Source organism: Streptococcus sp. HMSC076C09, from assembly GCF_001837905.1.
Classification (GTDB): Bacteria; Bacillota; Bacilli; order Lactobacillales; family Streptococcaceae; genus Streptococcus; species Streptococcus parasanguinis_I.
This window is the reverse complement of the sequence record NZ_KV834640.1, coordinates 182,864-206,170: the sequence shown is the minus strand read 5'-3', so window position 1 is coordinate 206,170 and position 23,307 is coordinate 182,864. Positions and strand designations below refer to the sequence as shown.

The following is a 23,307-nucleotide window of genomic DNA, read 5'->3' as shown; positions in this document are numbered from 1 at the left end:
CCCAGAATGATCTTCGAGAAGTATCCGTATATTAAAGTAGCTTCATTGGTTCCCATCTGCTTCTAAAAGTGTTAAAATAGTATCCAAGAAACTGGAGAAAATACATGCCGAAAGAAGAGAATTTAACAGGGGACCAAGTCGTTGCCCTTACAAAAAAATATTTATCACCTGAAGATGTTGCTTTTGTACAAAAGGCTTTGGTCTATGCGGTTGATTGCCATAATGGGCAATTCCGTCAGTCTGGCGAGCCTTATATCATCCACCCAATTCAAGTAGCAGGGATCCTTGCCAAGCTGAAACTGGATGCTGTGACGGTCGCCTGCGGCTTTTTGCATGATGTCGTGGAAGATACGGATGCGACTTTAGATGATTTAGAGCGCGAATTTGGTCATGATGTGCGCGTGATTGTCGATGGGGTGACCAAGCTCGGGAAGGTCAAGTACAAGTCCCATGAAGAGCAGTTGGCGGAAAACCATCGCAAGATGCTCATGGCCATGTCTCAAGATATCCGCGTGATTTTGGTTAAATTGGCTGACCGCTTGCATAATATGCGTACCCTCAAGCATTTGCGCAAGGATAAGCAAGAGCGCATTTCGCGTGAGACCATGGAGATCTATGCGCCACTCGCCCACCGTCTCGGGATTTCCAGCGTCAAGTGGGAGCTTGAGGATTTGTCCTTCCGTTATCTGAATGAAGTTGAATTCTACAAGATTTCGCATATGATGAAGGAAAAACGTCGCGAGCGAGAAGAGTTGGTCGAAGAGGTTGTCCACAAGATCGAGACCTATGCTGGGGAACGCCATCTGCATGGGAAAATTTATGGTCGACCAAAGCATATCTATTCGATCTATCGCAAAATGCAGGATAAGAAGAAACGCTTCGATGAAATCTATGACTTGATTGCCATCCGCTGCATCCTGGACACTCCAAGTGATGTTTATGCCATGCTGGGCTATATCCATGAGCTCTGGAAGCCAATGCCGGGTCGATTTAAGGACTATATTGCCAACCGGAAGGCCAATGGCTATCAGTCCATCCATACGACTGTATACGGCCCTAAAGGACCGATTGAGTTCCAGATCCGAACCAAGGAAATGCATGAGGTTGCTGAGTACGGGGTTGCGGCTCACTGGGCCTATAAAAAAGGAATCAAGGGTCAAGTCAACAGCAAGGAATCGGCTATTGGGATGAACTGGATTAAGGAGATGATGGAACTCCAAGACCAGTCAGGCGATGCTAAAGAATTTGTTGAAAATGTAAAAGAAGACATCTTGGCAGAAGAGATTTACGTCTTCACACCAGATGGAACCGTGCGCTCGCTTCCGAAAGATTCTGGACCGATCGATTTTGCTTATGAAATCCACACCAAGGTTGGGGAAAAAGCGATTGGTGCCAAGGTCAACGGCCGGATGGTGCCCCTCAATACCAAACTTCGGACGGGAGACCAGGTGGAGATTATCACCAACGCCAACTCCTTTGGTCCGAGCCGTGACTGGCTGACACTTGTTAAAACTAGCAAGGCGCGCAACAAGATTCGTCAGTTCTTTAAAAATCAAGACAAGGAATTGTCGATTAACCGTGGTCGGGACCTCTTGATGGCCCAATTCCACGAGCATGACTTGGTAGCCAATAAGTTCATGAACAAAAAGCACATGGACAAAGTGCTACAAAAATCAAGCTATAAGACAGAAGAAGCCTTGTTTGCGGCGATTGGTTTTGGAGAGATTGGGGCTATTACCATCTTTAACCGCTTGACGGAGGATGAACGCCGGGAAGAAGAGCGGGCTAAGGCACGCGCAGAAGCAGAAGAGCTAGTCAAAGGTGGCGAGGTCAAGGTTGAAAATAAAAAAGACACCTTGAAGGTCCGTCACGAAGGTGGCGTGGTCATCCAAGGCGCTTCTGGGCTCTTGATTCGGATTGCGAAGTGCTGTAACCCAGTTCCAGGTGATGAAATCGTCGGCTACATCACCAAAGGACGCGGTGTTGCGATTCACCGTCAGGACTGTATGAACCTACGTGCCCAAGACAACTACGAGCAACGCTTGATCGATGTAGAATGGGAAGATAACAACACGACCAAGGACTACATCGCCCACATCGATATATACGGACTCAACCGTGCCGGACTTCTGAACGATGTGCTCCAAGTCCTCTCCAATACAGCTAAGATGGTCTCAACCGTCAATGCCCAACCAACCAAAGATATGAAATTTGCCAATATCCACATTTCCTTTGGGATTCCAAACCTGTCTATGTTGACAACAGTTGTGGATAAGATTAAGAGTGTGCCGGAGGTGTACTCTGTTAAGCGTACCAACGGCTAGTCGGCTGCTCAGTTATCTTTTATTGCTTCGTTAGCTCGCCTTGCCGTACTTAAGTACTGTCTTCGTCTCGCTGCCTCGCACTAAAAGCAACTGAACAGCCTTTACTTTTCAGATAGTGTGCCTGCGTCTCACTGCCTTGTCTGATGTCGATTTTCTTTTAAGGTCAGCAGTGAATGCTCAATAGATTTATAAAATAGGATAATAAAATGAAATTAGTAATTCAACGGGTCAAGAGTGCCTCGGTTTCCATTGATGGCCAAGTTTACAATGCGATCCAGCAAGGCTTGCTGCTCTTAGTGGGAGTAGGGCCTGAGGATGACCAGAAGGATTTGGAGTATGCAGTCCGCAAGGTATCGCAGATGCGTATTTTCTCAGATGAGGAAGATAAGATGAATCTTTCGGTCAAAGATATCCAAGGGGAAATCTTATCGATCTCTCAATTTACCCTCTTTGCGGAGACAAAAAAAGGCAACCGTCCTGCTTTTACAGGAGCTGCCAAGCCAGATATGGCCAGTCAGTTATATGATGCCTTTAATGATCAATTAGAAAAAGAAGTCCCTGTCAAACGAGGGATCTTTGGGGCTGATATGGCGATTGAATTGATCAATGATGGTCCAGTGACGATTTTGTTAGATACAAAAAATCCATAAGTAAGAAAACATGCAGTCGGTTTAGACTGCATATTTTTCGATATAGAGTTGTTGGGCGATCACTTGGTTGATAGAAATTTCTTGTCCTTGGATGACTAAGTGATAGAGGCCTGTGTAGTCATCATATCGTTGAAACTCGATAGTATCCCCAATCTGGAGATGGATCTGGTCTAAGAATTTTAACAATTCATAGGTGTCATAGACTCTTTGCAGAATATACAGACTAGGTTGGGTCGTTTCACTGAGACGGTCTTGGTAGGCTTCGACAAGCCTTTCGCCTTTCTTTGGAATTGTCCCACCATGAGGGCAGGTCTTAGGATTTCCAAGCATGTGATCCAGCCGGTCGATGAAATGTTCAGAAACGGTATGCTCGAGAACTTCTGCCTCTTCATGGACTTCTTCAGTTGTGTAGCCAAGATTTTTCAGCAGAAATACTTCGATCAAGCGGTGCTTGCGGTAGAGATCAGAGACCAATTGCGAGCCCAGATCCGTTAGTAGATAGCCATGGGTCTTATCTTTCACCAAGAGGCCCTCAGAGATCATGCGCTTAATCATCTCGGTCACAGCGGGTGGAGAGACCTGCATGCGACTAGCGATTTCCTTATTACTGATTTTTTCTACTTCTGTGCCAATTTCATAAATGCACTTGAGGTAATCTTCTTTGTTTGGTGTCATGCTTTCCTCTTTTCTTCGCTCACTTCTAGTATATCAAAAAAATCCTCAAAAACGCTAGTGGAGTAATGAGAATTGTCTCAAGCTCCAAAAGATGGTAGTATAGTAGAATAGAAAGGACGTCATCATGAACAGACGGGAATTAGCGAGACTAGGCTGGAGAGAAAATAGTTTAGCCTATCTAGAGAAGCACTTGCAGGGATTGAAAGATCCACAAGCCTACCAAGAACAATACCAGTCTGTCTTTTTCTTTGCCAGTCCTCTGTTTCAAAATATGTGGTTTCAAGAGATCAAGGATCTAACGGAAACGGCTGCCCAAGACTTGCTGAGGGGAGTCATGAAAATTCTTCTTATGCCAAGTGACCTGTCCGGAACTTGTGAAGAAACAGCCTTTCTTCTGAGTAGGATGGCTCCAGATTGTCCGCCAGGTTCCGATTTTTGGAAGGTTTTTTCACACGTCGTGCAAATCGCCTTTGAAAAGGATCCCTTAGCAGATCAGTCGGGAGATCAGCTCTTGAAACGCCAGGTTCACCAGTTGCGCTACCTACTTTCAAGTTACCAAGCCCAGTGGATTCGGACGCATGAGGCCAGAGCTGGACAGACTGACGAGGAGGCCTTACAAGCTTACTTACAGGAGGCTAGAGCGGTCACGGTGGATGCTTATGCGGCTGCCCGCCTTCACAATAAGGTCTCCCTAGGGCCAGATGGTCACCTTCATTATCCATCAGGGGCCTCCCAACAAGTCAATTTCAAGGTCTTGTTAAATTTTCATACGGAGTATATTCTCGATCAAGCCGGGCGTTTTCTCAATGAAGTCGATCCAGTAGAAGTTTCTGAAAATGGCATTGTCAATGGGGCTAGTTTTAACTACGGGCTGGCTAGGGGACGGACCCATAAGGACTTAGATATTGACCCCGTCAAAGCTTGGGATCCAGCCTTTCGCAAGCATGTCCTCTATCAGCAAGATGTTCGCTATCTAGCCCCTAAAAATGATCGCAGTGTCGAAGGCTACTGGAGTCGAAAAGGAGTCTTTGCACAAGGAGGCAAGAGCTACAAGCAACAAGTGGCACAGCGCGTGCGGAGTTTCCTCAGAGGCATCCCTCGCTTACGCTGGCGCGTCCTCCTACAGAATGGACTTCATCGGATTTTATAGCAATGGAAAAGAGGTCGCAGACCTCTTTTTTCATTTATCCAAGCGCATTGACGGCTTCGATTGCAGCGTCGTAATTTGGTTCGCTGTTGATATTGTCTAGGTATTCAACGTAAGTAACCTTGTTATCCGCATCTAAGACCAAGACAGCGCGTGCGAGTAGGTGCCATTCATTGATCAAGAGGCCGTATGCTTTCCCGAAGGAATGGTCGTAGTAGTCTGAGAGCATGATGGCATTGTCGAGCCCTTCAGCAGCGCACCATTTACCTTGAGCAAAAGGAAGGTCGACAGAGACCGTCAAGACGACAGTGTCTTCCATATCCGATAAGGTTTGATTGAAGTGACGTGTTTGCATCGAACAGATACCTGTGTCGATGGATGGGATAATGCTGAGGACTTTTTTCTTGCCAGCAAAATCAGCTAAAGATTTCTTCTCAAGAGCTGGAGTGATCAATGAAAAGTCATGAGCAGTATCGCCAACTTGAAGTTGAGATCCAGTAAAGGTAACAGGGTTTCCTAAAAATGTTGTCATAGCAAAGACTCCTTTTTTCTTTTCATTGTACATCAATGAAGGGGGAAGAGCCACTGATTTGTTTGAGAATCTAATCAGTTTGGAATCTTATTTGTTCAAACCTTCTGCGATCTTGTCTAAGTTCCATTTCATCATGCTGTAGTAGCTATCACCTTTTTCTCCCTCTTTGGCAATGGAATCAGTGAAGATCTTTGCATAGATCGGGATATTGGTATCTTTAGACACAGTTTTCATAGGACGTTCATCGACGCTAGATTCAACAAAGAGGGCAGGCACCTTGGTTTGCCGGAGCTTTTCTACCAGCGTTTTGATTTGGTCAGGTGTGCCTTCTTCTTCCGTATTGATTTCCCAGATATAGGCGGATGGGACGCCGTAGGCTTTGGAGAAGTATTTGAAGCAGCCTTCGCTGGTTACAATCATCTTCTTCTCTTCTGGGATATTGTTGAATTTTTGTTTGGCTTCTTGGTCGAGCTTGCTGAGTTTTTCAGTATAGGCAGCTAGATTTTTTTCGTAGAAGTCCTTGTTTTTGGGATCTTTTGCGATCAATTGTTTGGCAATGTTTTTAGCGTAGAGGATCCCGTTTTCGAGATTGAGCCAAGCGTGAGGGTCTTCTTTTCCAGCTTGGTTTTGGCCTTCCAAGTAGATGACGTCGACTCCCTCGCTAGCTGCGAAATAGTCTTTGTTTTCAACTTTATTGGCATTTTTGACCAATTTAGTAAACCAAGCATTGCCACCGGTTTCGAGGTTGATCCCGTTGTAGAAGATGAGGTCTGCTTGCGAAGTCTTTTTGACATCTTCTGGAAGCGGTTCGTACTCGTGAGGATCTTTGCCGACAGGAACGATACTGTGCAGATCGATCTTATCCTCAGCAATATTTTTAGTGATATCTGCAAGGATTGAATTGGTGGTGACCACTTTCAATTTACCAGAAGCTCCAGAAGAAGAGCCTTTGCTACAGGCCAACAGACCAAATAAGAGCGCCACAAAGAGGGCGAGGATAGAAGCGGTTTTTTTCATGTGTTTCTCCTTTAATGAGATGAAAGAGCGTGCTTATTCTTTCTCTGCTTAGGAGCGATAAAGAAGCTGATGAGAAAGAAGACAGCAGAAGTGAGGACAATACAAGACCCGACGGCGATGTTTAAGCTATAGCCAATAAAGAGTCCCAGGATGGATGCAAGAGCACCTAATCCGGATGAAAGGAGCATCATGGACCAGAGGCTATTGGTGTAGAGATAGGCTGTCGCAGCGGGTGTGATGAGCATGGCGACGATGAGAATGGTCCCGACACTCTGCATAGCCGTGACAGAAACCAAGGTCAAGAGTACCATGAGGAGGTAGTGATAGGCCTTGACCCGAACACCCATGGATTGGGCTAGAACGGGATCAAAAGATGTGAGCAGCAAGGGACGAAAGAGCAGAACAATCACCAGTAAGACCGCCACACCAATACCAATGGTCATCCACATATCCTGGTCTTGCACGGCCAAGATATTTCCAAAGAGGATGTGGAAAAGGTCGGTGGAACTTTTAGCGACTCCAATCAAGATGACCCCTAAGGCGAGGAAAGAAGAAAAGGTAATCCCAATCGCAGTGTCGCTCTTGATGATGGAGTTGCTCTTGATATAGGTGATGAGGACAGAAGCTAAAAGACCAAAGACAATGGCGCCAATAAAGAAATTGATACCCAGGATAAAGGACAAAGCCACCCCTGGAAGGACCGCGTGTGAGATGGCATCTCCCATGAGAGACATGCCTCGTAAAATAATGAAACATCCGACCGCACCAGCAACAATTCCGATGGCGATAGCAGTAATAAAGGCGTTTTGTAGGAAATGAAATTGTTGTAATCCATCGATAAATTCTGTAATCATCCAACTCCACCTCCTATAAAGAGTTCATGGCCGTAGGTGGCGTGCAGATTCTCCTTGGTAAAGGTCTCCTCTGTTTTTCCAAAAGCAATTAGCTTGCGATGAAGGAGGAGGACTTGGTCAAAGTAAGCTGGGACCTTGCTGAGGTCGTGATGGACGATCAGAATGGTCTTGCCTTCTTGTTTCAAGGTCTGGAGGGTCTGCATGATGATGTCTTCGCTGACAGAGTCAATCCCTGCGAAGGGCTCATCCAAAAAAATGACATCCGCTTCTTGGACCAAGCAGCGGGCGATCAGCACCCGTTGGAATTGCCCTCCTGAAAGTTGGCCAATCTGGCGATCCGCTAGATCAAGAAGATTGACAAGTTTCAAGGCATCTTCCACTTTTTGGCGATCCTCTTTGCTTTTTCTCTTTAAGATCGAAAGATGGGGATAGAGTCCCAGTGAGACACACTCCCGCACCGTGATGGGGAAGTGGAAATCAATAGCTGTCTTTTGTTCGACGTAGGCCACCCGTTGAAGAACTTGGCTGAGATCTTTTTGATTGAGCTGGACTTTTCCCGAATGAGGGAGAAGTCCTAGCATGGCCTTGATCAGGGTTGATTTTCCTGCTCCATTGGGTCCAAGAATTCCTAGGATGGTTGGACCCTGGATGGTGAGGGAAAGATCCTCCAAGGCCAGTGTTTGCTGATAAGCAACACTTAGATGTTCAATTTGAATCATGATTTTGCTCCTTTACCATTAATATACATGAATAAAAAAATTAAGTCAAGTTAATTTTTAAAATAATTATACATGAATAAAAAGTTAAGTCAAGTTAATTTTTAAAATAATTCAACTTAAATCTCTTGAAATCATTGAAAAAAGTTCCTATTTTTGATAAGGTTATTACAAAAGAATGAAAGCGAGAAGATCATGGTACGTTTACAAGATGATTTTTATGATTACGTCAATGGGGCATGGGCTGAGACAGCTGTGATTCCAGATGACAAACCGTCAACCGGTGGTTTTATGGACTTGATCCAAGATATCGAAAACTTGATGTTGGATATTACCGGAAAATGGCAAAGAGGAGAAGAATTGCCTGAAGATAGCATTCTGCAAAACTTTGTCAAATACCACAAAATGGTGGCAGATTTTGATGCACGGGAAGCAGCTGGTGTGGCTCCAGCTATGCCCTTGATCAACGAAATCAAGGCCTTATCTTCCTTTGAAGACTATACCAGCAAGTTGGGCACCTATGAGCTAGCTGGCAAACCAAATCTCTTGCCATTTAGCGTGTCACCAGACTTTATGAATGCCCAAATGAATGTCTTGTGGGGAGAAGCACTCGGTTTGATTTTGCCTGATACAACCTACTATGAAGAAGACAATGAAAAAGGACCAGAGTTATTAGCTGTTTGGCGTCAAATGGTTGAAAAACTCTTGGCAAAATTCGATTTCTCAGAGGAAGAAATCAAAGACATCCTGGATAAGGTCATTGCGGCTGATGCAGAATTGGCCAAATATGTCTTGTCAAACGAAGAAAAATCAGAGTACAACAAACTCTACCATCCTTATGAATGGGCAGATTTCAAGGCCTTGGTCCCAGAATTGCCACTCGATGCCTTCTTTACTGAAGTGATCGGACAAACACCAGATAAAATCATCGTTCCAGAAGAGCGTTTCTGGAAGGAATTCGCACCAAAATACTACTCGGCAGCCAACTGGGAAACCATTCATGCCAAATTGAAACTTGGTGCAGCTTTAGATTGGACGTCTTTCTTGACGGAAGAAATCCGTGTCTTGTCTGGTGAATATGGACGGATCATCACGGGGATTCCAGAACCTCGTCCAAAAGAAAAAGCAGCTCTGGCCTTGGCAGAAGGACCTTATAGCCAAGCACTTGGACTCTGGTATGCGGACGAAAAATTCTCACCAGAAGCAAAAGCAGATGTAGAGCATAAAGTAGCGACCATGATTGACGTCTATAAGGAGCGCTTAGAAAAAGCAGATTGGCTCGCTCCTGAAACTCGTGAAAAAGCCATTGTCAAACTCAATGTCATCACACCACATATCGGTTACCCTGAAAAATTACCAGAAACATACGCCAAAAAGATCATCGACGAAAGCAAGACCTTGGTTGAAAATGCTCAAGCCCTTTACGAAATTTCCATTGCCCATACTTGGAGCAAGTGGAACCAACCGGTTGATCGAAGCGAATGGCACATGCCAGCCCATCTGGTCAATGCTTACTATGATCCGCAACAGAACCAAATCGTCTTCCCAGCAGCGATTTTACAAGCACCTTTCTATGACCTTCACCAATCATCATCAGCCAACTACGGCGGAATCGGTGCAGTCATTGCCCATGAAATCTCCCACGCCTTTGACACCAATGGTGCTTCCTTTGATGAGCACGGTAGCTTGAAAGACTGGTGGAAGCCAGAAGATTACGAAGCCTTTACCGCTCGCACGCAAAAAGTCATCGATCAGTTTGAAGGGCAAGACTCTTACGGTGCCAAGATCAACGGGAAATTGACCGTTTCTGAAAACGTGGCAGACCTCGGCGGTATCGCTGCAGCCCTTGAAGCAGCGAAGAAAGAGAAAGATTTCTCAGCGGAAGAATTCTTCACCAATTTTGCTCGCATCTGGCGCATGAAAGCTCGGACTGAGTACATGCAACTCCTCGCAAGTGTCGATGTCCACGCACCAGGAAAACTCCGTACCAATGTCCAATTACCAAACTTTGACGAATTCTTTGAAACTTTTGATGTCAAAGAAGGCGACGGCATGTGGCGCGCACCAGAAGATCGTGTGATTATTTGGTAAAATAAGATAGGAGAGACGATTCGGTTTACCGAAACTTCCTGCAGAAAAATAGGAAATCAATGCCGCATTCCCTGAATGCCAATTGATTTATCTTTTTTCCAAAGGAAGTAGTCTCGACTTCAGTTAAGCAATTGATTGATTTTCTTGACCATGTGGGCCAGCCCACCAGTCAATCTCTCTTTTTCTCGACGGTCGTAAAAAAAATAAAAATCCCCAAAGCCAAGTTTCAATCTACTGAAACTAGTTTTGGGGATTTTTGAGTGGATTAGAAATAACAGTGAATGTCATGATCTAAAAAAACTTGCTGGTAGTCATATAAATCTTCTGGATGCAGAGCTTTTATTCCTTCCATTTCATAGCGACGTCCTAAAAGCTTGTATTTGTTTTCTCCAAACTGGTGAAATGGGAGAAGTTGTACTTCATCGATGTTGAGAGAATTAAAAAGGGAAGCAAATTCTTCAGCATCAGTTAAAGAGTCATTGAAATTAGGAATGACTGGAATACGTAAAACGATTGTTTTGTTTTGAGCAAAGGCATAATGAATATTTTTAATAATCAGATGATTGTTGACTCCGACAACCTTCTTATGTTTAAGTGTATTGTAATGTTTAAGGTCTGTATAAATAAAATCAACATACTGAATGAGATCGACAAATTTCTCATGTTCAACAAAAGCTGTCGTTTCGATTGCAGTATGAAGTCCAACTTCTTTCGCAGCTTTTAAGATAGCTTTGGCAAATTCAAATTGAGCGAAGATTTCTCCACCAGACAGGGTAAGGCCACCACCAGATTCTTCGTAGAAGTCAACGTCTTTTAAGACATCATCTATGATCTCGGTAACTGTTTTTTCTTCTCCTGTGATGGTTTCCTTTTTAGTAACAGCATCCAACATTTTTTCAGGATTTGCACGCTGGGATTCAGGATTGGAGCACCATGGACAACGTAGGGGACATCCTTTTAAAAATACAGTAGTTCGGATTCCAGGGCCATCATGGATACTAAAGTGTTGGATATTAAAGATTATGCCGCGATTTTGTTCCATATTTTTGCTCTCCTATCAATCTAGTAAGTCCATTATACATTATTTAAGAAACTAATTCAATTACGAACGAAAGTTTATTTTGTTTTGAATTCACTCGAAAATTTGCTAAAATAGAGAAGAGGTAAAAACAATGCAACGTTTAGATGAAATATTGAAATTAGTATCGGAATTTGAAAAGATTGATGTTAATAGTTTGTCTGAGAAATTACAAGTCTCTAAAGTGACCATTCGAAAGGATTTGGACAAGCTAGAATCCAAAGGATTATTGCATAGAGAACACGGCTATGCTGTTTTAAATAGTGGAGATGATATCAATGTTCGACTGTCCTTTCAATATGATACCAAGAAAAGAATAGCCAGGGAAGCTGCTAAATTAATTAAGGATAACGACACGGTTTTGATTGAATCGGGCTCTACATGTGCCTTGCTAGCGGAAGAAATTTGCCAAACAAAAAAGAATGTCAAGATTGTGACAAATTCTTACTTTATTGCAGATTATATTCAGGAATATGATTCTTGTAAAATCATCCTACTTGGTGGTGAATTTCAAAAAGAATCGAGAGTGACTGTAGGTCCGCTTTTGAAAGAATTAATCCGCTCGTTTAGAGTTCCCTTTGCTTTTGTAGGGGTAGACGGATATGATGACGAACTTGGCTTTACTGGGAAAGATATGATGAGAAGTGAAGTTGTTCAAGCTATGTCCGATGTTTCTAAAGAAGTGATTGTCTTAACAGATTCAAGTAAATTTGGGAAATGTGGAACTGTCAGACGATTTGCACTTTCACAAGTTTCGAGAGTCATAACAGATAAGAATATATCTCAAGAAGCGAAAGAAAAACTTGAGGATTCACAAACAATTTTAACTTTAGTATAAGAAGGAGAAGCCAATTGAAAGATGAACGGAAAAAGTTACTTGCTAAATTAGCCTATCTATACTATGTTGAAGACAAAAGTCAATCGCAAATCGCAGCAGAAACTGGAATCTACCGTACAACTGTCAGCAGAATGCTAGCAGAGGCCAAGAAAGAGGGCGTAGTAAAAATTGAAATCGAAAACTTTGATACTCGCCTCTTCCATTTAGAAAATTATATCAAACAAAAATATGGCTTAAAAGCTATCGAGATTATACCGAATCTAGTTGATGAACCTCGAGAAAGCCTTGAAAAGCGACTGGCGCAAGCAAGTGCGGTCATGCTTCGTAATTTGATTGAAGATGGAATGACAGTCGGATTTTCATGGGGCAAGTCTCTCAGATTAATGGTAGAACAAGTTGGAACGAAGCGCTTGGATGGTGTACAGTTTTATCCCCTAGCTGGAGGTCCCAGTCATATTCATGCTCGCTACCATGTCAATACGCTGATCTACAGTATGGCGAGTAAATTTCATGGGGAATGTCATTTTATAAACGCGAGTGTCATTCAAGAAAATTCTGAGGTGACGGAAGGCATCTTATCTTCTAAGTATTTTGAGGATTTGAAAGCTAGTTGGCGTTGTTTGGATGTTGCGGCTGTAGGGATTGGTGGCTATGCAGATAGCAAGAATCCTCAGTGGTTTGATATGCTGACATCAAATGATTTTAAGAAATTGGAGTCAGAACATGCTGTAGGAGAAGTATGCTGTCGTTTCTTTGATCAAGAAGGTATCCCCGTTTATCCTGAATTACAGGAAAGAACAATATCTATCACATTGGAGGAATTGAGAGAGGTACCAAACACCATCTCTTTGGCCTACGGTGATCAGAAAGCAAAAGCACTTTTATCGGTTTTGAAAGCCAACTATATCAATCATTTAGTCACAGATGAAGCAACGATCTTAAAAGTCTTAGAATTAGATGGTGATCAGCAATTTACTAAAAAATAGGACAGCAGGAATGCAGTCCTTATTTTTTTGAGTTGAATAGCACAAATGTGCAAAAAACAAAAACAATAATCAAATGTTGTGATTTTTATTGACCGGCAAAAATATAAATGGTATATTGACAATAGAAAAAGCGCTTTCAGTAGATTGATAAAGGAGTGTAGTGCACATGGAAATAATTGTTGCAGACCAAATTATTATGGGATTGATTTTAAATGCGGGTGATGCTAAACAGCATATTTACCAAGCTTTATCATATGCTAAGGAGGGCGATTTTACATCTTCTGAAGACGAAATTGCGAAAGCAGATGCAGCATTGCTAGAAGCGCATAACTTGCAAACACAATTTTTAGCCCAGGAAGCAGGTGGGACAAAGACAGAGATTACAGCTTTGTTTGTGCACTCACAAGATCACTTAATGACTTCAATCACAGAGATTAACTTGATCAAAGAAATGATTGACTTACGTAAAGAACTTTCAGCGAAACAATAAGGAGGAAAAGAAGATGAAAATTGGATTGTTTTGTGCAGCAGGATTTTCAACAGGAATGTTGGTAAATAATATGAAGGTGACGGCTAAGGAATTAGGGATTGATGCTGAAATCGATGCCTATTCTCAAGCGAAATTAGCAGATTTTGCTCCTGAAATCGATGTCGCTTTGTTGGGCCCTCAAGTAGCTTATACTTTGGATAAATCAAAAGCGATTTGTGAGGCAAACCATATTCCTATTGCTGTCATCCCTATGGCAGATTATGGGATGTTGGATGGTAAGAAAGTACTAAATCTAGCTCTAGAATTGCTAGGAGAAAAATAAGGAGGCTTCCCATGTCTAATTTTAATTCTCAGAAAATTATCGCTCCAATCATGCGGTTTGTAAACTTGAAAGGAATTATTGCTCTTAAAGATGGGATGTTAGCGATCCTTCCATTAACGGTAGTTGGTAGTTTGTTCCTGATTATTGGGCAATTACCATTTGAAGGCCTTAATCAGGCTATTGCTAGTGTATTTGGCGATACGTGGACAGAGCCATTTATGCAGGTTTATTCAGGAACATTCGCCATCATGGGCTTAATTTCGTGCTTCTCCATTGGTTATTCATATGCTAAAAACAGTGGAGTAGAACCCTTGCCAGCAGGAGTTTTGTCCCTATCTTCATACTTTATCTTGTTAAAATCTTCTTATGTACCAGCTAAGGGAGAACCAATTGGTGATGCCATTGCAAAAGTATGGTTTGGTGGTCAAGGGATTATCGGGGCTATTATTATAGGTCTGGTAGTTGGTGCGATTTATACTGTGTTTATCCAAAGACACATTGTTATTAAAATGCCAGAACAAGTACCTCAAGCCATTGCCAAACAATTTGAAGCGATGATTCCTGCTTTCGTGATTTTCTTACTATCAATGATTGTCTATATCGTATCAAAAGTAGTGACAAGTGGCGGTACTTTCATTGAAATGATCTATGATGTCATTCAGGTTCCTCTACAAGGTCTAACAGGATCACTTTACGGAGCGATTGGAATTGCCTTCTTTATTTCGTTCTTGTGGTGGTTTGGTGTGCACGGACAATCAGTTGTCAATGGTGTAGTAACAGCCTTACTACTTTCTAACCTGGATGCCAATAAATCAATGTTGGCAGCTGGGAAGCTATCCGTTGAAAATGGTGCTCACATTGTAACTCAACAATTCCTAGATAGTTTCCTTATTTTGTCTGGATCAGGTATAACCTTTGGTTTGGTTGTTGCTATGTTATTTGCTGCTAAGTCAAAACAATATAAGGCACTTGGGAAAGTTGCAGCTTTTCCTGCAATCTTCAATGTTAATGAACCCGTCGTATTTGGCTTCCCAATTGTAATGAACCCAGTGATGTTCCTTCCATTTATTATCGTTCCAATTTTAGCAGCGATAATTGTTTATACTTCAATTGCTATTGGGTTCATGCATCCATTCTCAGGTGTGACCCTTCCTTGGAGTACACCAGCCATTATTTCTGGATTTATGGTTGGAGGTTGGCAAGGTGCTTTCGTTCAAGTGCTGGTTCTCGCAACCTCGACTGTCGTATATTTCCCATTCTTCAAATTCCAAGATAATCTTGCCTATAACAACGAATTACAAGCTGAAAAATAGTGCGTTTATTAGGAGTGCACAGATGTGCGACTAGAATAGAATTTATAGGTATTATCCATAATTCATTGAAATTCGTAAAATTTAATGCTACTATAGTTACGAAAGAAAACAAAATAATTTCAAAAGAAAGGTTTTGAAAAAATGAAACAAGTAGAAGTAGCAAGTACAAGCATTAAAACAGAATATTTTGGAAGCCTCACTGAACGCATGAATAAGTATCGTGAAGATGTCTTAAACAAGAAGCCTTATATCGACGCTGAACGTGCCGTTCTTGCAACTAAGGCATATGATCGTTATAAGGAACAACCAAATGTTCTTAAACGTGCCTATATGTTGAAAGAGATTCTTGAAAATATGACAATCTATATTGAGGATGAATCCATGATTGCTGGAAACCAAGCATCCTCTAATAAAGATGCTCCGATCTTCCCAGAATATACTTTAGAGTTCGTTCTGAAGGAATTGGATCTTTTTGAAAAGCGGGATGGTGACGTCTTCTATATTACGGAAGAAACGAAAGAGCAGCTCCGTAGTATCGCACCGTTCTGGGAAAATAATAACTTACGTGCAAGAGCTGGAGCTCTTCTACCTGAAGAAGTATCTGTCTATATGGAAACAGGATTCTTCGGTATGGAAGGGAAGATGAATTCAGGAGATGCCCACTTAGCAGTCAATTATCAAAAATTATTGCAATATGGCTTGAAAGGTTTTGAAGAAAGAGCCCGCCAAGCTAAAGCAGCCCTAGATCTAACGGATCCAGCTAGCATTGATAAGTACCATTTTTACGATTCTATCTTTATCGTAGTTGATGCTGTTAAGACCTATGCTCAACGATTTGTTGAACTTGCTAAACAACTTGCTGAGACAGCAACTCCTGAACGTAAGAAGGAATTGCTTGAAATTGCAGAGATTTGCTCAAAAGTTCCATACGAGCCTGCAAGTACATTTGCAGAGGCTGTTCAGTCTGTTTGGTTTATCCAATGTATTCTTCAGATTGAATCAAATGGACACTCACTTTCATATGGCCGTTTTGACCAATATATGTATCCATACGTTAAAGATGATTTGGAAAGTGGACGGGAAACTGAAGAGAGTATTGTTGAACGCTTGACCAACCTTTGGATTAAGACTATTACAATTAACAAAGTACGTAGTCAAGCACATACCTTCTCATCTGCAGGTAGTCCGCTTTATCAAAATGTTACGATTGGTGGTCAAACGCGTGATAAGAAAGACGCTGTTAACCCATTGTCTTATTTAGTGTTGAAGTCTGTTGCTCAAACTCACCTTCCTCAACCAAACTTAACTGTTCGTTACCATGCTGGTTTGGATGCCCGCTTCATGAACGAATGTATTGAAGTTATGAAGCTCGGATTCGGTATGCCTGCTTTCAATAATGATGAGATCATTATTCCATCCTTTATTTCAAAAGGCGTGCTTGAAGAAGATGCTTATGATTACAGTGCAATTGGTTGTGTAGAAACAGCTGTTCCAGGTAAGTGGGGATATCGCTGTACAGGTATGAGTTATATGAACTTCCCTAAAGTTTTGCTCATTACGATGAATGACGGAATCGATCCTGCTTCTGGCAAGCGCTTTGCACCAAGCTTTGGTCATTTTAAAGACATGAAGAGCTTCGATGAATTGCAAACAGCATGGGACAAGACCTTACGCCACTTAACCCGCATGAGTGTGATCGTAGAAAACTCTATCGACCTATCTCTTGAAAGAGAAGTGCCAGATATCCTCTGTTCAGCTTTGACAGATGACTGTATTGGACGTGGAAAACACCTAAAAGAAGGTGGGGCTGTCTACGATTATATTTCTGGTTTACAAGTGGGTATTGCAAACTTATCCGATTCGCTTGCAGCGATCAAGAAACTGGTATTTGAAGAAGGGCGCTTAACACCACAAGAACTATGGCATGCTCTGGAAACCGATTACGAGGGCGAACGTGGAAAAGAAATCCAAGAGATGCTTATCCATGATGCACCGAAGTATGGAAACGATGATGACTATGCAGACAGCTTAGTTCGAGAAGCATACGATATTTATGTGGATGAAATTGCTAAATATCCAAATACTCGCTATGGACGTGGGCCAATCGGTGGTATCCGTTACTCAGGTACATCTTCTATTTCAGCCAATGTAGGACAAGGTCGTGGAACATTAGCTACTCCGGACGGTCGTAATGCTGGAACTCCACTAGCAGAAGGATGCTCTCCATCCCACAATATGGACCAACATGGCCCAACATCTGTTCTAAAATCAGTTTCTAAATTGCCAACAGATGAAATAGTTGGTGGTGTTTTACTGAACCAAAAAGTAAACCCACAAACTTTAGCCAAAGAAGAAGATAAATTAAAACTTATTGCTTTACTCCGTACGTTCTTTAATCGTCTACATGGATACCATATTCAATATAATGTGGTTTCTAGAGAAACGTTATTAGATGCTCAAAAACATCCGGAAAAACACCGTGACTTAATTGTACGTGTTGCAGGCTACTCAGCTTTCTTCAATGTACTATCAAGAGCTACACAAGATGATATTATTGGACGGACAGAGCATACTCTATAGTAAAGAGGTATGTATATGGAATTTATGCTTGATACTTTAAATATAAATGAAATAAAAAAATGGGCTCGAGTGTTACCTCTTGCTGGGGTAACCTCTAACCCAACAATTGCCAAAAAAGAAGGAGAAATCGATTTCTTTAAACGGATTCATGAGGTTCGGGAGATCATTGGTGAAGCTCCTTCTATCCATGTGCAAGTTGTTGCGAAAGATTATGACGGTATTTTAAAAGATGCTGCGAAAATTCGACAAGAATGTGGCGGAAATGTTTTTATTAAAGTTCCGGTTACTCCTGAGGGGTTGGCAGCTATCAAAACATTAAAATCAGAAGGTTATAAAATTACTGCAACCGCAATTTATACTGTATTTCAAGGTCTTTTGGCTATTGAAGCAGGCGCAGATTACCTTGCTCCCTATTATAATCGAATGGAGAACTTGAATATTGATTCAGCACAGGTAATAGCACAATTGGCAGATTCAATCGAAAAAAATCAATCATCAAGCAAAATTCTAGCAGCATCCTTTAAGAATGTCGGTCAAGTCAATCGAGCATTCAAAGAAGGGGCACAAGCCATCACTGCTGGGGCTGATGTCTTTGAAGCGGCTTTTGGAATGCCGTCAATTGAAAAAGCGGTGAATGATTTTGCAAATGATTGGTCAGCTATTCATCATCAGAATATAATTTGATAAAGGAGGAGTATATGAGAAATTTTGCAAGTCCGTCACGTTACATTCAAGGGGAAAATGCCTTATTTGAAAATGCAAAACCTATTTTAGAACTGGGGAGTCATCCTGTATTACTATGCGACTCAGTAGTCTATGAAATCGTAGGAGAACGATTTGAAAAATATCTCCTTCGGTATGGATTTACAGTCTTGCCAGTCTTCTTTAATGGAGAAGCTTCTGATAACGAAATCAATCGTGTGGTTAGTTTGGCAGAAGAAAATGGCTGTGATTTGGTCATTGGACTTGGTGGAGGAAAGACCATCGATAGTGCGAAAGCTATTGCCGATCTTTTAAAATCACCAGTTGTGATTGCCCCTACCATTGCCTCTACAGATGCTCCCGTTTCCGCTTTGTCAGTTATCTACACGGATGAAGGTGCCTTTGCTCGCTATATTTTCTATTCTAAAAACCCAGAATTGGTCTTGGTGGATAGCAAAGTCATCTCTCAAGCACCAAAACGTTTGCTCGCTTCTGGAATCGCAGATGGATTAGCGACTTGGGTCGAAGCGCGTGCGGTAATGCAAGCCAATGGAAAAACCATGTTGGGTCAACGACAAACCTTAGCGGGTGTCGCCATTGCACAACGTTGTGAAGAAACCTTATTTGCTGATGGACTCCAAGCCATGGCTGCTTGTGAAGCCAAAGTCGTAACCCCTGCTCTTGAAAACATCATTGAAGCCAATACCCTTCTTAGTGGTATTGGGTTTGAAAGTGGTGGGTTAGCAGCTGCCCATGCCATCCATAATGGCTTTACAGCCCTTACTGGGGACATCCACCATTTGACTCACGGTGAAAAAGTAGCCTACGGAACGTTAGTTCAATTGTTCTTAGAAAACCGTCCTAAGGAAGAATTGAATAAATACATTCGTTTCTATCAACAAATCGGTATGCCAACCACTCTGAAAGAAATGCATCTTGAAACTGCAAGTTATGAAGATCTTCTCAAGGTTGGCCAACAGGCCACCATCGAAGGAGAAACCATCCATCAAATGCCATTTGAAGTGAAGGCTTCTGATATTGCCCAAGCCATCGTAGCAGTAGATGCCTACGTTCAAGGTTTAGACTAAATCAATATCTGTCATTCACAGATAATGTAGACAAACTGATTTTTTACATCAAACAAACTAATGGATGCCTAAAAAATTAAAATTAGATACTTTTTAAGGCTCATTAAAAAATGCTTAGGAACTTTCCGCCGTGAGAAAAGTGCTAGAAACACGATTGTTTCTAGCACTCGGGAGTTTTGGAACTTTAGGTCCAAAACTAAGTCATGGAACTTCTTCGATGTTCGCTGACGTCCGTACTCACCTAAGGAAAGTTTCTAAGATGACTTTGTCGACAAACCAAGAACTCCCATACCTTATGGTAATGGGAGTTCTTTTTCTATTTTCTTCTTTTTGGATCGGTTTGTTTAAAGATCAGGTATAAAATTCCGGCAGGCAGGAAGCAGAAGAGCCACATAACATCGAGTCCCTTGCTTTTACTGCTAGAGGTCGTTGTTTTAGACTCACTTACGGCCACTCCCGCTTTAATACTTGGAGATACCTGTTGCAAGCCGTTCTGAACGACTAGGCGGTTGTCTTCCAGTTTAAGGGCTGGCTTCGTCCCCTTCTTAACGGTCGCATAGAAGTCTTGCTTCAAGTGAATTGTCTTCCCGTCGATGGTATGATCGCCTGCAGAAAGGATTTTTTTATACTGGTAGTCTGCGAACATTTTCTCAGCCAAGGTATTCCCGATTTGATTGCGGTAACTTTCGGCGATCTCGACATCGTAGTTTCCAACCCCCAAAATGACTTCGATAATCCGCTGTTTCCCCCGCTTGGTTGTCGCGGTGTAGTTGTAGTCAGCAGTCGGGCTGGATCCAGTTTTGAGTCCATCTGTTCCTTTAAGGGCGAACTTTCCACCTTCGAGGGAAGTATTGTAGTTATCATAGCTTTGCTCGTAGGGGGTACCTTCCATGATGGTAGTATGAGCTTGCTTGGTGTATTCCAACATTTCTGGCAGGTCGTTTACGATGTGATAAGCCAGAATAGACATGTCCCGCGCTGTAATTTCGTTATTGGCATTGACATCGTAGCGCTGAGGATTGTAGTAGCCCTGAAGGACCGAAATCATCGCCCCATTTGGATTGTGCCATTTTGTATGGCTCATCCCCATTTCTTGTGCGTACTGATTCATTAAGTCCAAAAACTTATCGGGATCATTGTCAGTGACGGCGTTGGCGAGCATAATCACGGCCGCACTAGAAGATGGAACAAAGAGCATCTTGATCAATTCAGATACCTTGTAGTCAACACCAGCTACAATAGGTGAGTTACTTAACAGATTGTTTTCCGAGATGGCTTGGTCTGCCTCTGTTGCTGTGACCACGGTATCATATTTGATCTTGCCTTCCTTAAGGGCCCGAAAGACCACATAGGCACTCATGAGTTTGGCCATGCTTCCGGAGTCCCGGACCGTGTCGATATTGTCTCCGTACAAAATGGCTCCAGTATTGGCGTCGATGACGATGTCAGCCTTAGGCTTGTAAAAATCGTCCAATACCAGTCCAGCATCAGCTGCGATTTTCATGACATCTTCTTGCTGGTAGATGTCATCCGCAAAAGCAGTGGAAATAGGGCCTAATGTCAAGACTCCTACAAGGAGGGACAAGAGGCTGCGTTTTAGTCGTTTGTGTAAATGTCTCACATAATTCATAGATTCCATTATATCATACAGGCCAGGGATTCAACTTGAAAAAATTTTAGAAAAAGTAGAAATTGAAAAAATAAAGGAAAAATAGAATAATTTCGCAGTAAAAGCGTTTACATTTCCCTAGAAAGTGCTATAATTTAAATTGAGTATAACATTTTTTACAATGAGGTGATTTATATGAACAAAGGGAAGGTACTCTTAGCGACCAGCGCTCTGCTTTTATCAGCTGGTGTACTGGCAGCCTGCTCAGGAGGGAAATCTACTAGCTCTGGTGGTCAGACCTATAGCTATGTCTATACCCAGGATCCGGATACCTTAGACTACTCGATTTCGAATAAAAAATCGACTTCCGAGTTTACAGGAAATGCGATAGATGGCTTGTTGGAAGTGGACAAGTACGGGAACTTGATCCCATCGCTTGCTAAAGACTGGACTGTTTCCAAGGATGGCTTGACCTATACTTATAAACTCCGTAAAGGGGTCAAATGGATGACTTCTGAAGGGGAAGAATATGGAGAAGTCAAGGCCAAAGACTTTGTCACAGGTCTCAAACACGCGGCAGACAAGAAATCACAAGCGATTTACTTGGTCCAAAAATCTGTCAAAGGCTTGGATGATTATGTATCAGGGAAAACATCTGATTTCTCAACTGTTGGAGTAAAGGCTATTGATGATTATACCGTTCAATATACCTTGAGCCAACCAGAAAGTTTCTGGAATTCTAAGACTACGATGGGGATCTTGATGCCAGTCAATGAAGAATTCCTGAAATCTAAAGGAGATGACTATGGTCAAGGAACTTCTCCATCTAGTATCCTCTACTGCGGTCCTTATTTGATCAAGTCCATCACTTCTAAATCTTCTGCGATATTGGAAAAGAACCCAACATACTGGGATGCAGATAATGTTAAGATCAGTAAAGTGAAGCTGACCTATTATGATGGACAAGACTCAGAATCCTTGATTCGTGGGTTTGATAACGGCGACTATACAGTTGCCCGTGTTTTCCCAAATGGTTCCAACTTTAAGAGTGTAGAGAAGAAGCATAAGGACGATATCGTCTTTACTGACCAAGGTTCCTCAACCTATAATCTTTCCTTCAATATTGACCGTCAGGCTTATGAAATCACAAAGAAGACTACTGATGCTCAAAAGACTTCAACTAAGAAAGCAATCTTAAATAAAGACTTCCGTCAAGCCATTATGTTTGCCTTCAACCGCAAGGCTTATGTAGCGCAAACTAACGGGGAAGCGGGTGCCAATAAGGTTATCCGTAATACCTTTACGCCACCAAACTTTGTCCAAATCGATGGCAAACAATTTGGTGATGCAGTAGAAAAAGACTTGGAAGCTTATGGGGATGAATGGAAAGGGGTCTCTGTCGCAGATGGAAAAGACACCCTCTACAATCCAAACAAGGCCAAAGAAGAGTTTGCCAAAGCCAAGGCAGACTTGCAGGCTCAAGGAGTTGAATTCCCAATTCATTTGGACCTTCCAACTTCTTCTACTTATACGGAAGGAATTAAACAGGCCCAATCCTTTAAACAATCAGTTGAGTCTACATTGGGAGCAGAAAATATTGTCATTGATTTGAATATGATTTCTGAGGATGATCTGCAACGGGTTACCTACTTTGCTGAAAGTGCTTCGCAACAAGACTGGGATTTGAACAATAACTTGGGTTGGGGACCAGACTATACGGACCCATCTTCTTACATCGACATCACTAGTGGTAAATCCGGCGAAAACGCCAATTCTTACTTTGGATTCGATGCTGGTACGGATAATGCAGCCGCAAAAGCAGCTGGTTTTGATGAATATGATCAATTGATCGAAGATGCGCACAATGAAACCAAAGATGTGAACAAGCGTTACGAAAAATATGCTGCCGCTCAAGCTTGGTTGACCGATAGTGCCCTCTTGATTCCGATCCATTCAGATGGAGCTTCTCCAGTCGTTCGTAAAACTGTACCATACTCTGCAGCCTTTGCTTGGACAGGCCACAAGGGTCAATCCTTCAACTATAAATATTTAGAAGTTCAAGACAAGGTCGTATCGGCGAAAGACTACGACAAAGCGCGTGATCAATGGAAGAAAGAAAAAGAAAAATCCAATAAAAAAGCGCAAGAAGAACTTGAAAAGCATGTGAAATAGACTTTTCTTGAAGAAAACAGGAAAGACAGGTCCCGTATGGGACCTGTCTTTTTCTTTGTCTGAACCTTTAAAAATCGCCTAAAAATGGTATAATAGGAGCATCACGAAAATTGGAGAGACGCT

General features: G+C 42.2%; 20 protein-coding genes. 13 read left to right on the top strand and 7 right to left on the bottom strand.

Annotation, left to right across the window (positions count from 1 at the left end; genetic code table 11):
• Positions 1-104 precede the first annotated feature (104 nt).
• Positions 105-2,324, top strand: a complete 2,220-nt coding sequence (locus HMPREF2704_RS04830; protein WP_070845855.1) for a RelA/SpoT family protein — start codon at positions 105-107, stop codon at positions 2,322-2,324.
• Between the two features lie 206 nt (positions 2,325-2,530).
• The gene (dtd, locus tag HMPREF2704_RS04825) at positions 2,531-2,974 is read left to right on the top strand and encodes a D-aminoacyl-tRNA deacylase (RefSeq protein ID WP_013904523.1); all 444 of its coding nucleotides are present in this window, start codon (positions 2,531-2,533) and stop codon (positions 2,972-2,974) included.
• A gap of 21 nt (positions 2,975-2,995) precedes the next feature.
• On the opposite strand, the gene HMPREF2704_RS04820 is transcribed toward dtd, so the two are convergent.
• A complete protein-coding gene (locus tag HMPREF2704_RS04820) occupies positions 2,996-3,649 on the bottom strand; it encodes a metal-dependent transcriptional regulator (protein ID WP_061591415.1) in 654 nt (217 codons plus the stop codon).
• 124 nt (positions 3,650-3,773) lie between these two features.
• Here HMPREF2704_RS04820 and HMPREF2704_RS04815 point away from each other — a divergent pair, with 124 nt between their 5' ends.
• Positions 3,774-4,799, top strand: coding sequence for a DUF3114 domain-containing protein (locus tag HMPREF2704_RS04815; RefSeq protein ID WP_061591416.1), 1,026 nt, complete (start codon positions 3,774-3,776; stop codon positions 4,797-4,799).
• A gap of 34 nt (positions 4,800-4,833) precedes the next feature.
• Here the strand turns inward: HMPREF2704_RS04815 and tpx are convergent, their stop codons facing one another.
• The 4 genes from tpx to HMPREF2704_RS04795 form a co-directional block, all read right to left on the bottom strand.
• The gene (gene tpx, locus HMPREF2704_RS04810) at positions 4,834-5,328 is read right to left on the bottom strand and encodes a thiol peroxidase (RefSeq protein WP_061455731.1); all 495 of its coding nucleotides are present in this window, start codon (positions 5,326-5,328) and stop codon (positions 4,834-4,836) included.
• Between the two features lie 87 nt (positions 5,329-5,415).
• On the bottom strand, positions 5,416-6,345 hold the full coding sequence (fimA, locus tag HMPREF2704_RS04805; protein WP_070845852.1) for a metal ABC transporter substrate-binding lipoprotein/fibrin-binding adhesin FimA: 930 nt from the start codon (positions 6,343-6,345) through the stop codon (positions 5,416-5,418).
• A gap of 11 nt (positions 6,346-6,356) precedes the next feature.
• Positions 6,357-7,199 carry a metal ABC transporter permease gene (locus HMPREF2704_RS04800; RefSeq protein WP_070845850.1) on the bottom strand — a complete coding sequence of 281 codons (843 nt, stop codon included), beginning with the start codon at positions 7,197-7,199 and terminating at the stop codon, positions 6,357-6,359.
• Complete coding sequence (locus tag HMPREF2704_RS04795) at positions 7,196-7,918, bottom strand: metal ABC transporter ATP-binding protein (protein WP_070845848.1); 723 nt, start codon at positions 7,916-7,918, stop codon at positions 7,196-7,198. Before HMPREF2704_RS04795 ends, HMPREF2704_RS04800 begins: the two co-directional genes overlap by 4 nt.
• Positions 7,919-8,110: 192 nt before the next feature.
• Between HMPREF2704_RS04795 and HMPREF2704_RS04790 the strand changes: the two genes are divergently transcribed.
• Positions 8,111-10,006 carry a M13 family metallopeptidase gene (locus HMPREF2704_RS04790; protein WP_070845846.1) on the top strand — a complete coding sequence of 632 codons (1,896 nt, stop codon included), beginning with the start codon at positions 8,111-8,113 and terminating at the stop codon, positions 10,004-10,006.
• Positions 10,007-10,271: 265 nt separating this feature from the next.
• On the opposite strand, the gene HMPREF2704_RS04785 is transcribed toward HMPREF2704_RS04790, so the two are convergent.
• Positions 10,272-11,048, bottom strand: a complete 777-nt coding sequence (locus HMPREF2704_RS04785) for a glycyl-radical enzyme activating protein (protein WP_048691616.1) — start codon at positions 11,046-11,048, stop codon at positions 10,272-10,274.
• Positions 11,049-11,178: 130 nt separating this feature from the next.
• On the opposite strand from HMPREF2704_RS04785, the gene HMPREF2704_RS04780 reads away from it, so the two are divergent.
• From HMPREF2704_RS04780 to HMPREF2704_RS04745, 8 genes are all read left to right on the top strand, one after another.
• The gene (locus HMPREF2704_RS04780; RefSeq protein ID WP_048717589.1) at positions 11,179-11,922 is read left to right on the top strand and encodes a DeoR/GlpR family DNA-binding transcription regulator; all 744 of its coding nucleotides are present in this window, start codon (positions 11,179-11,181) and stop codon (positions 11,920-11,922) included.
• A 14-nt stretch (positions 11,923-11,936) separates the two neighbouring features.
• A complete protein-coding gene (locus HMPREF2704_RS04775; protein WP_049486456.1) occupies positions 11,937-12,908 on the top strand; it encodes a sugar-binding transcriptional regulator in 972 nt (323 codons plus the stop codon).
• A 166-nt stretch (positions 12,909-13,074) separates the two neighbouring features.
• Positions 13,075-13,398, top strand: coding sequence for a PTS lactose/cellobiose transporter subunit IIA (locus HMPREF2704_RS04770; RefSeq protein WP_049486455.1), 324 nt, complete (start codon positions 13,075-13,077; stop codon positions 13,396-13,398).
• 13 nt (positions 13,399-13,411) lie between these two features.
• Entirely contained in the window at positions 13,412-13,720 is a 309-nt protein-coding gene (locus HMPREF2704_RS04765; RefSeq protein WP_070845844.1) for a PTS sugar transporter subunit IIB, read from the top strand.
• An 11-nt stretch (positions 13,721-13,731) separates the two neighbouring features.
• Positions 13,732-15,033, top strand: coding sequence for a PTS sugar transporter subunit IIC (locus tag HMPREF2704_RS04760; protein ID WP_049486454.1), 1,302 nt, complete (start codon positions 13,732-13,734; stop codon positions 15,031-15,033).
• Between the two features lie 141 nt (positions 15,034-15,174).
• The gene (locus HMPREF2704_RS04755; protein WP_070845842.1) at positions 15,175-17,613 is read left to right on the top strand and encodes a glycyl radical protein; all 2,439 of its coding nucleotides are present in this window, start codon (positions 15,175-15,177) and stop codon (positions 17,611-17,613) included.
• 15 nt (positions 17,614-17,628) lie between these two features.
• Positions 17,629-18,297, top strand: a complete 669-nt coding sequence (locus tag HMPREF2704_RS04750; RefSeq protein ID WP_049486453.1) for a fructose-6-phosphate aldolase — start codon at positions 17,629-17,631, stop codon at positions 18,295-18,297.
• A gap of 14 nt (positions 18,298-18,311) precedes the next feature.
• Entirely contained in the window at positions 18,312-19,403 is a 1,092-nt protein-coding gene (locus tag HMPREF2704_RS04745) for a glycerol dehydrogenase (protein WP_049506401.1), read from the top strand.
• A 316-nt stretch (positions 19,404-19,719) separates the two neighbouring features.
• Here HMPREF2704_RS04745 and HMPREF2704_RS04740 read toward each other — a convergent pair whose 3' ends face one another.
• Complete coding sequence (locus HMPREF2704_RS04740) at positions 19,720-21,042, bottom strand: DUF1958 domain-containing protein (RefSeq protein WP_070845840.1); 1,323 nt, start codon at positions 21,040-21,042, stop codon at positions 19,720-19,722.
• A 165-nt stretch (positions 21,043-21,207) separates the two neighbouring features.
• Here HMPREF2704_RS04740 and HMPREF2704_RS04735 point away from each other — a divergent pair, with 165 nt between their 5' ends.
• The gene (locus HMPREF2704_RS04735) at positions 21,208-23,184 is read left to right on the top strand and encodes a peptide ABC transporter substrate-binding protein (RefSeq protein ID WP_070845838.1); all 1,977 of its coding nucleotides are present in this window, start codon (positions 21,208-21,210) and stop codon (positions 23,182-23,184) included.
• The last annotated feature ends 123 nt before the right edge of the window (positions 23,185-23,307 follow it).

Coding starts and splice junctions, on each gene's coding strand:
- HMPREF2704_RS04820 (WP_061591415.1), bottom strand. CDS start 3,649: ATGACACCAAACAAAGAAGATTACCTCAAGTGCATTTATGAAATTGGC.
- HMPREF2704_RS04780 (WP_048717589.1), top strand. CDS start 11,179: ATGCAACGTTTAGATGAAATATTGAAATTAGTATCGGAATTTGAAAAG.
- HMPREF2704_RS04815 (WP_061591416.1), top strand. CDS start 3,774: ATGAACAGACGGGAATTAGCGAGACTAGGCTGGAGAGAAAATAGTTTA.
- fimA (WP_070845852.1), bottom strand. CDS start 6,345: ATGAAAAAAACCGCTTCTATCCTCGCCCTCTTTGTGGCGCTCTTATTT.
- tpx (WP_061455731.1), bottom strand. CDS start 5,328: ATGACAACATTTTTAGGAAACCCTGTTACCTTTACTGGATCTCAACTT.
- HMPREF2704_RS04800 (WP_070845850.1), bottom strand. CDS start 7,199: ATGATTACAGAATTTATCGATGGATTACAACAATTTCATTTCCTACAA.
- HMPREF2704_RS04795 (WP_070845848.1), bottom strand. CDS start 7,918: ATGATTCAAATTGAACATCTAAGTGTTGCTTATCAGCAAACACTGGCC.
- HMPREF2704_RS04750 (WP_049486453.1), top strand. CDS start 17,629: ATGGAATTTATGCTTGATACTTTAAATATAAATGAAATAAAAAAATGG.
- dtd (WP_013904523.1), top strand. CDS start 2,531: ATGAAATTAGTAATTCAACGGGTCAAGAGTGCCTCGGTTTCCATTGAT.
- HMPREF2704_RS04830 (WP_070845855.1), top strand. CDS start 105: ATGCCGAAAGAAGAGAATTTAACAGGGGACCAAGTCGTTGCCCTTACA.
- HMPREF2704_RS04765 (WP_070845844.1), top strand. CDS start 13,412: ATGAAAATTGGATTGTTTTGTGCAGCAGGATTTTCAACAGGAATGTTG.
- HMPREF2704_RS04755 (WP_070845842.1), top strand. CDS start 15,175: ATGAAACAAGTAGAAGTAGCAAGTACAAGCATTAAAACAGAATATTTT.
- HMPREF2704_RS04790 (WP_070845846.1), top strand. CDS start 8,111: ATGGTACGTTTACAAGATGATTTTTATGATTACGTCAATGGGGCATGG.
- HMPREF2704_RS04735 (WP_070845838.1), top strand. CDS start 21,208: ATGAACAAAGGGAAGGTACTCTTAGCGACCAGCGCTCTGCTTTTATCA.
- HMPREF2704_RS04740 (WP_070845840.1), bottom strand. CDS start 21,042: ATGGAATCTATGAATTATGTGAGACATTTACACAAACGACTAAAACGC.
- HMPREF2704_RS04760 (WP_049486454.1), top strand. CDS start 13,732: ATGTCTAATTTTAATTCTCAGAAAATTATCGCTCCAATCATGCGGTTT.
- HMPREF2704_RS04785 (WP_048691616.1), bottom strand. CDS start 11,048: ATGGAACAAAATCGCGGCATAATCTTTAATATCCAACACTTTAGTATC.
- HMPREF2704_RS04770 (WP_049486455.1), top strand. CDS start 13,075: ATGGAAATAATTGTTGCAGACCAAATTATTATGGGATTGATTTTAAAT.
- HMPREF2704_RS04745 (WP_049506401.1), top strand. CDS start 18,312: ATGAGAAATTTTGCAAGTCCGTCACGTTACATTCAAGGGGAAAATGCC.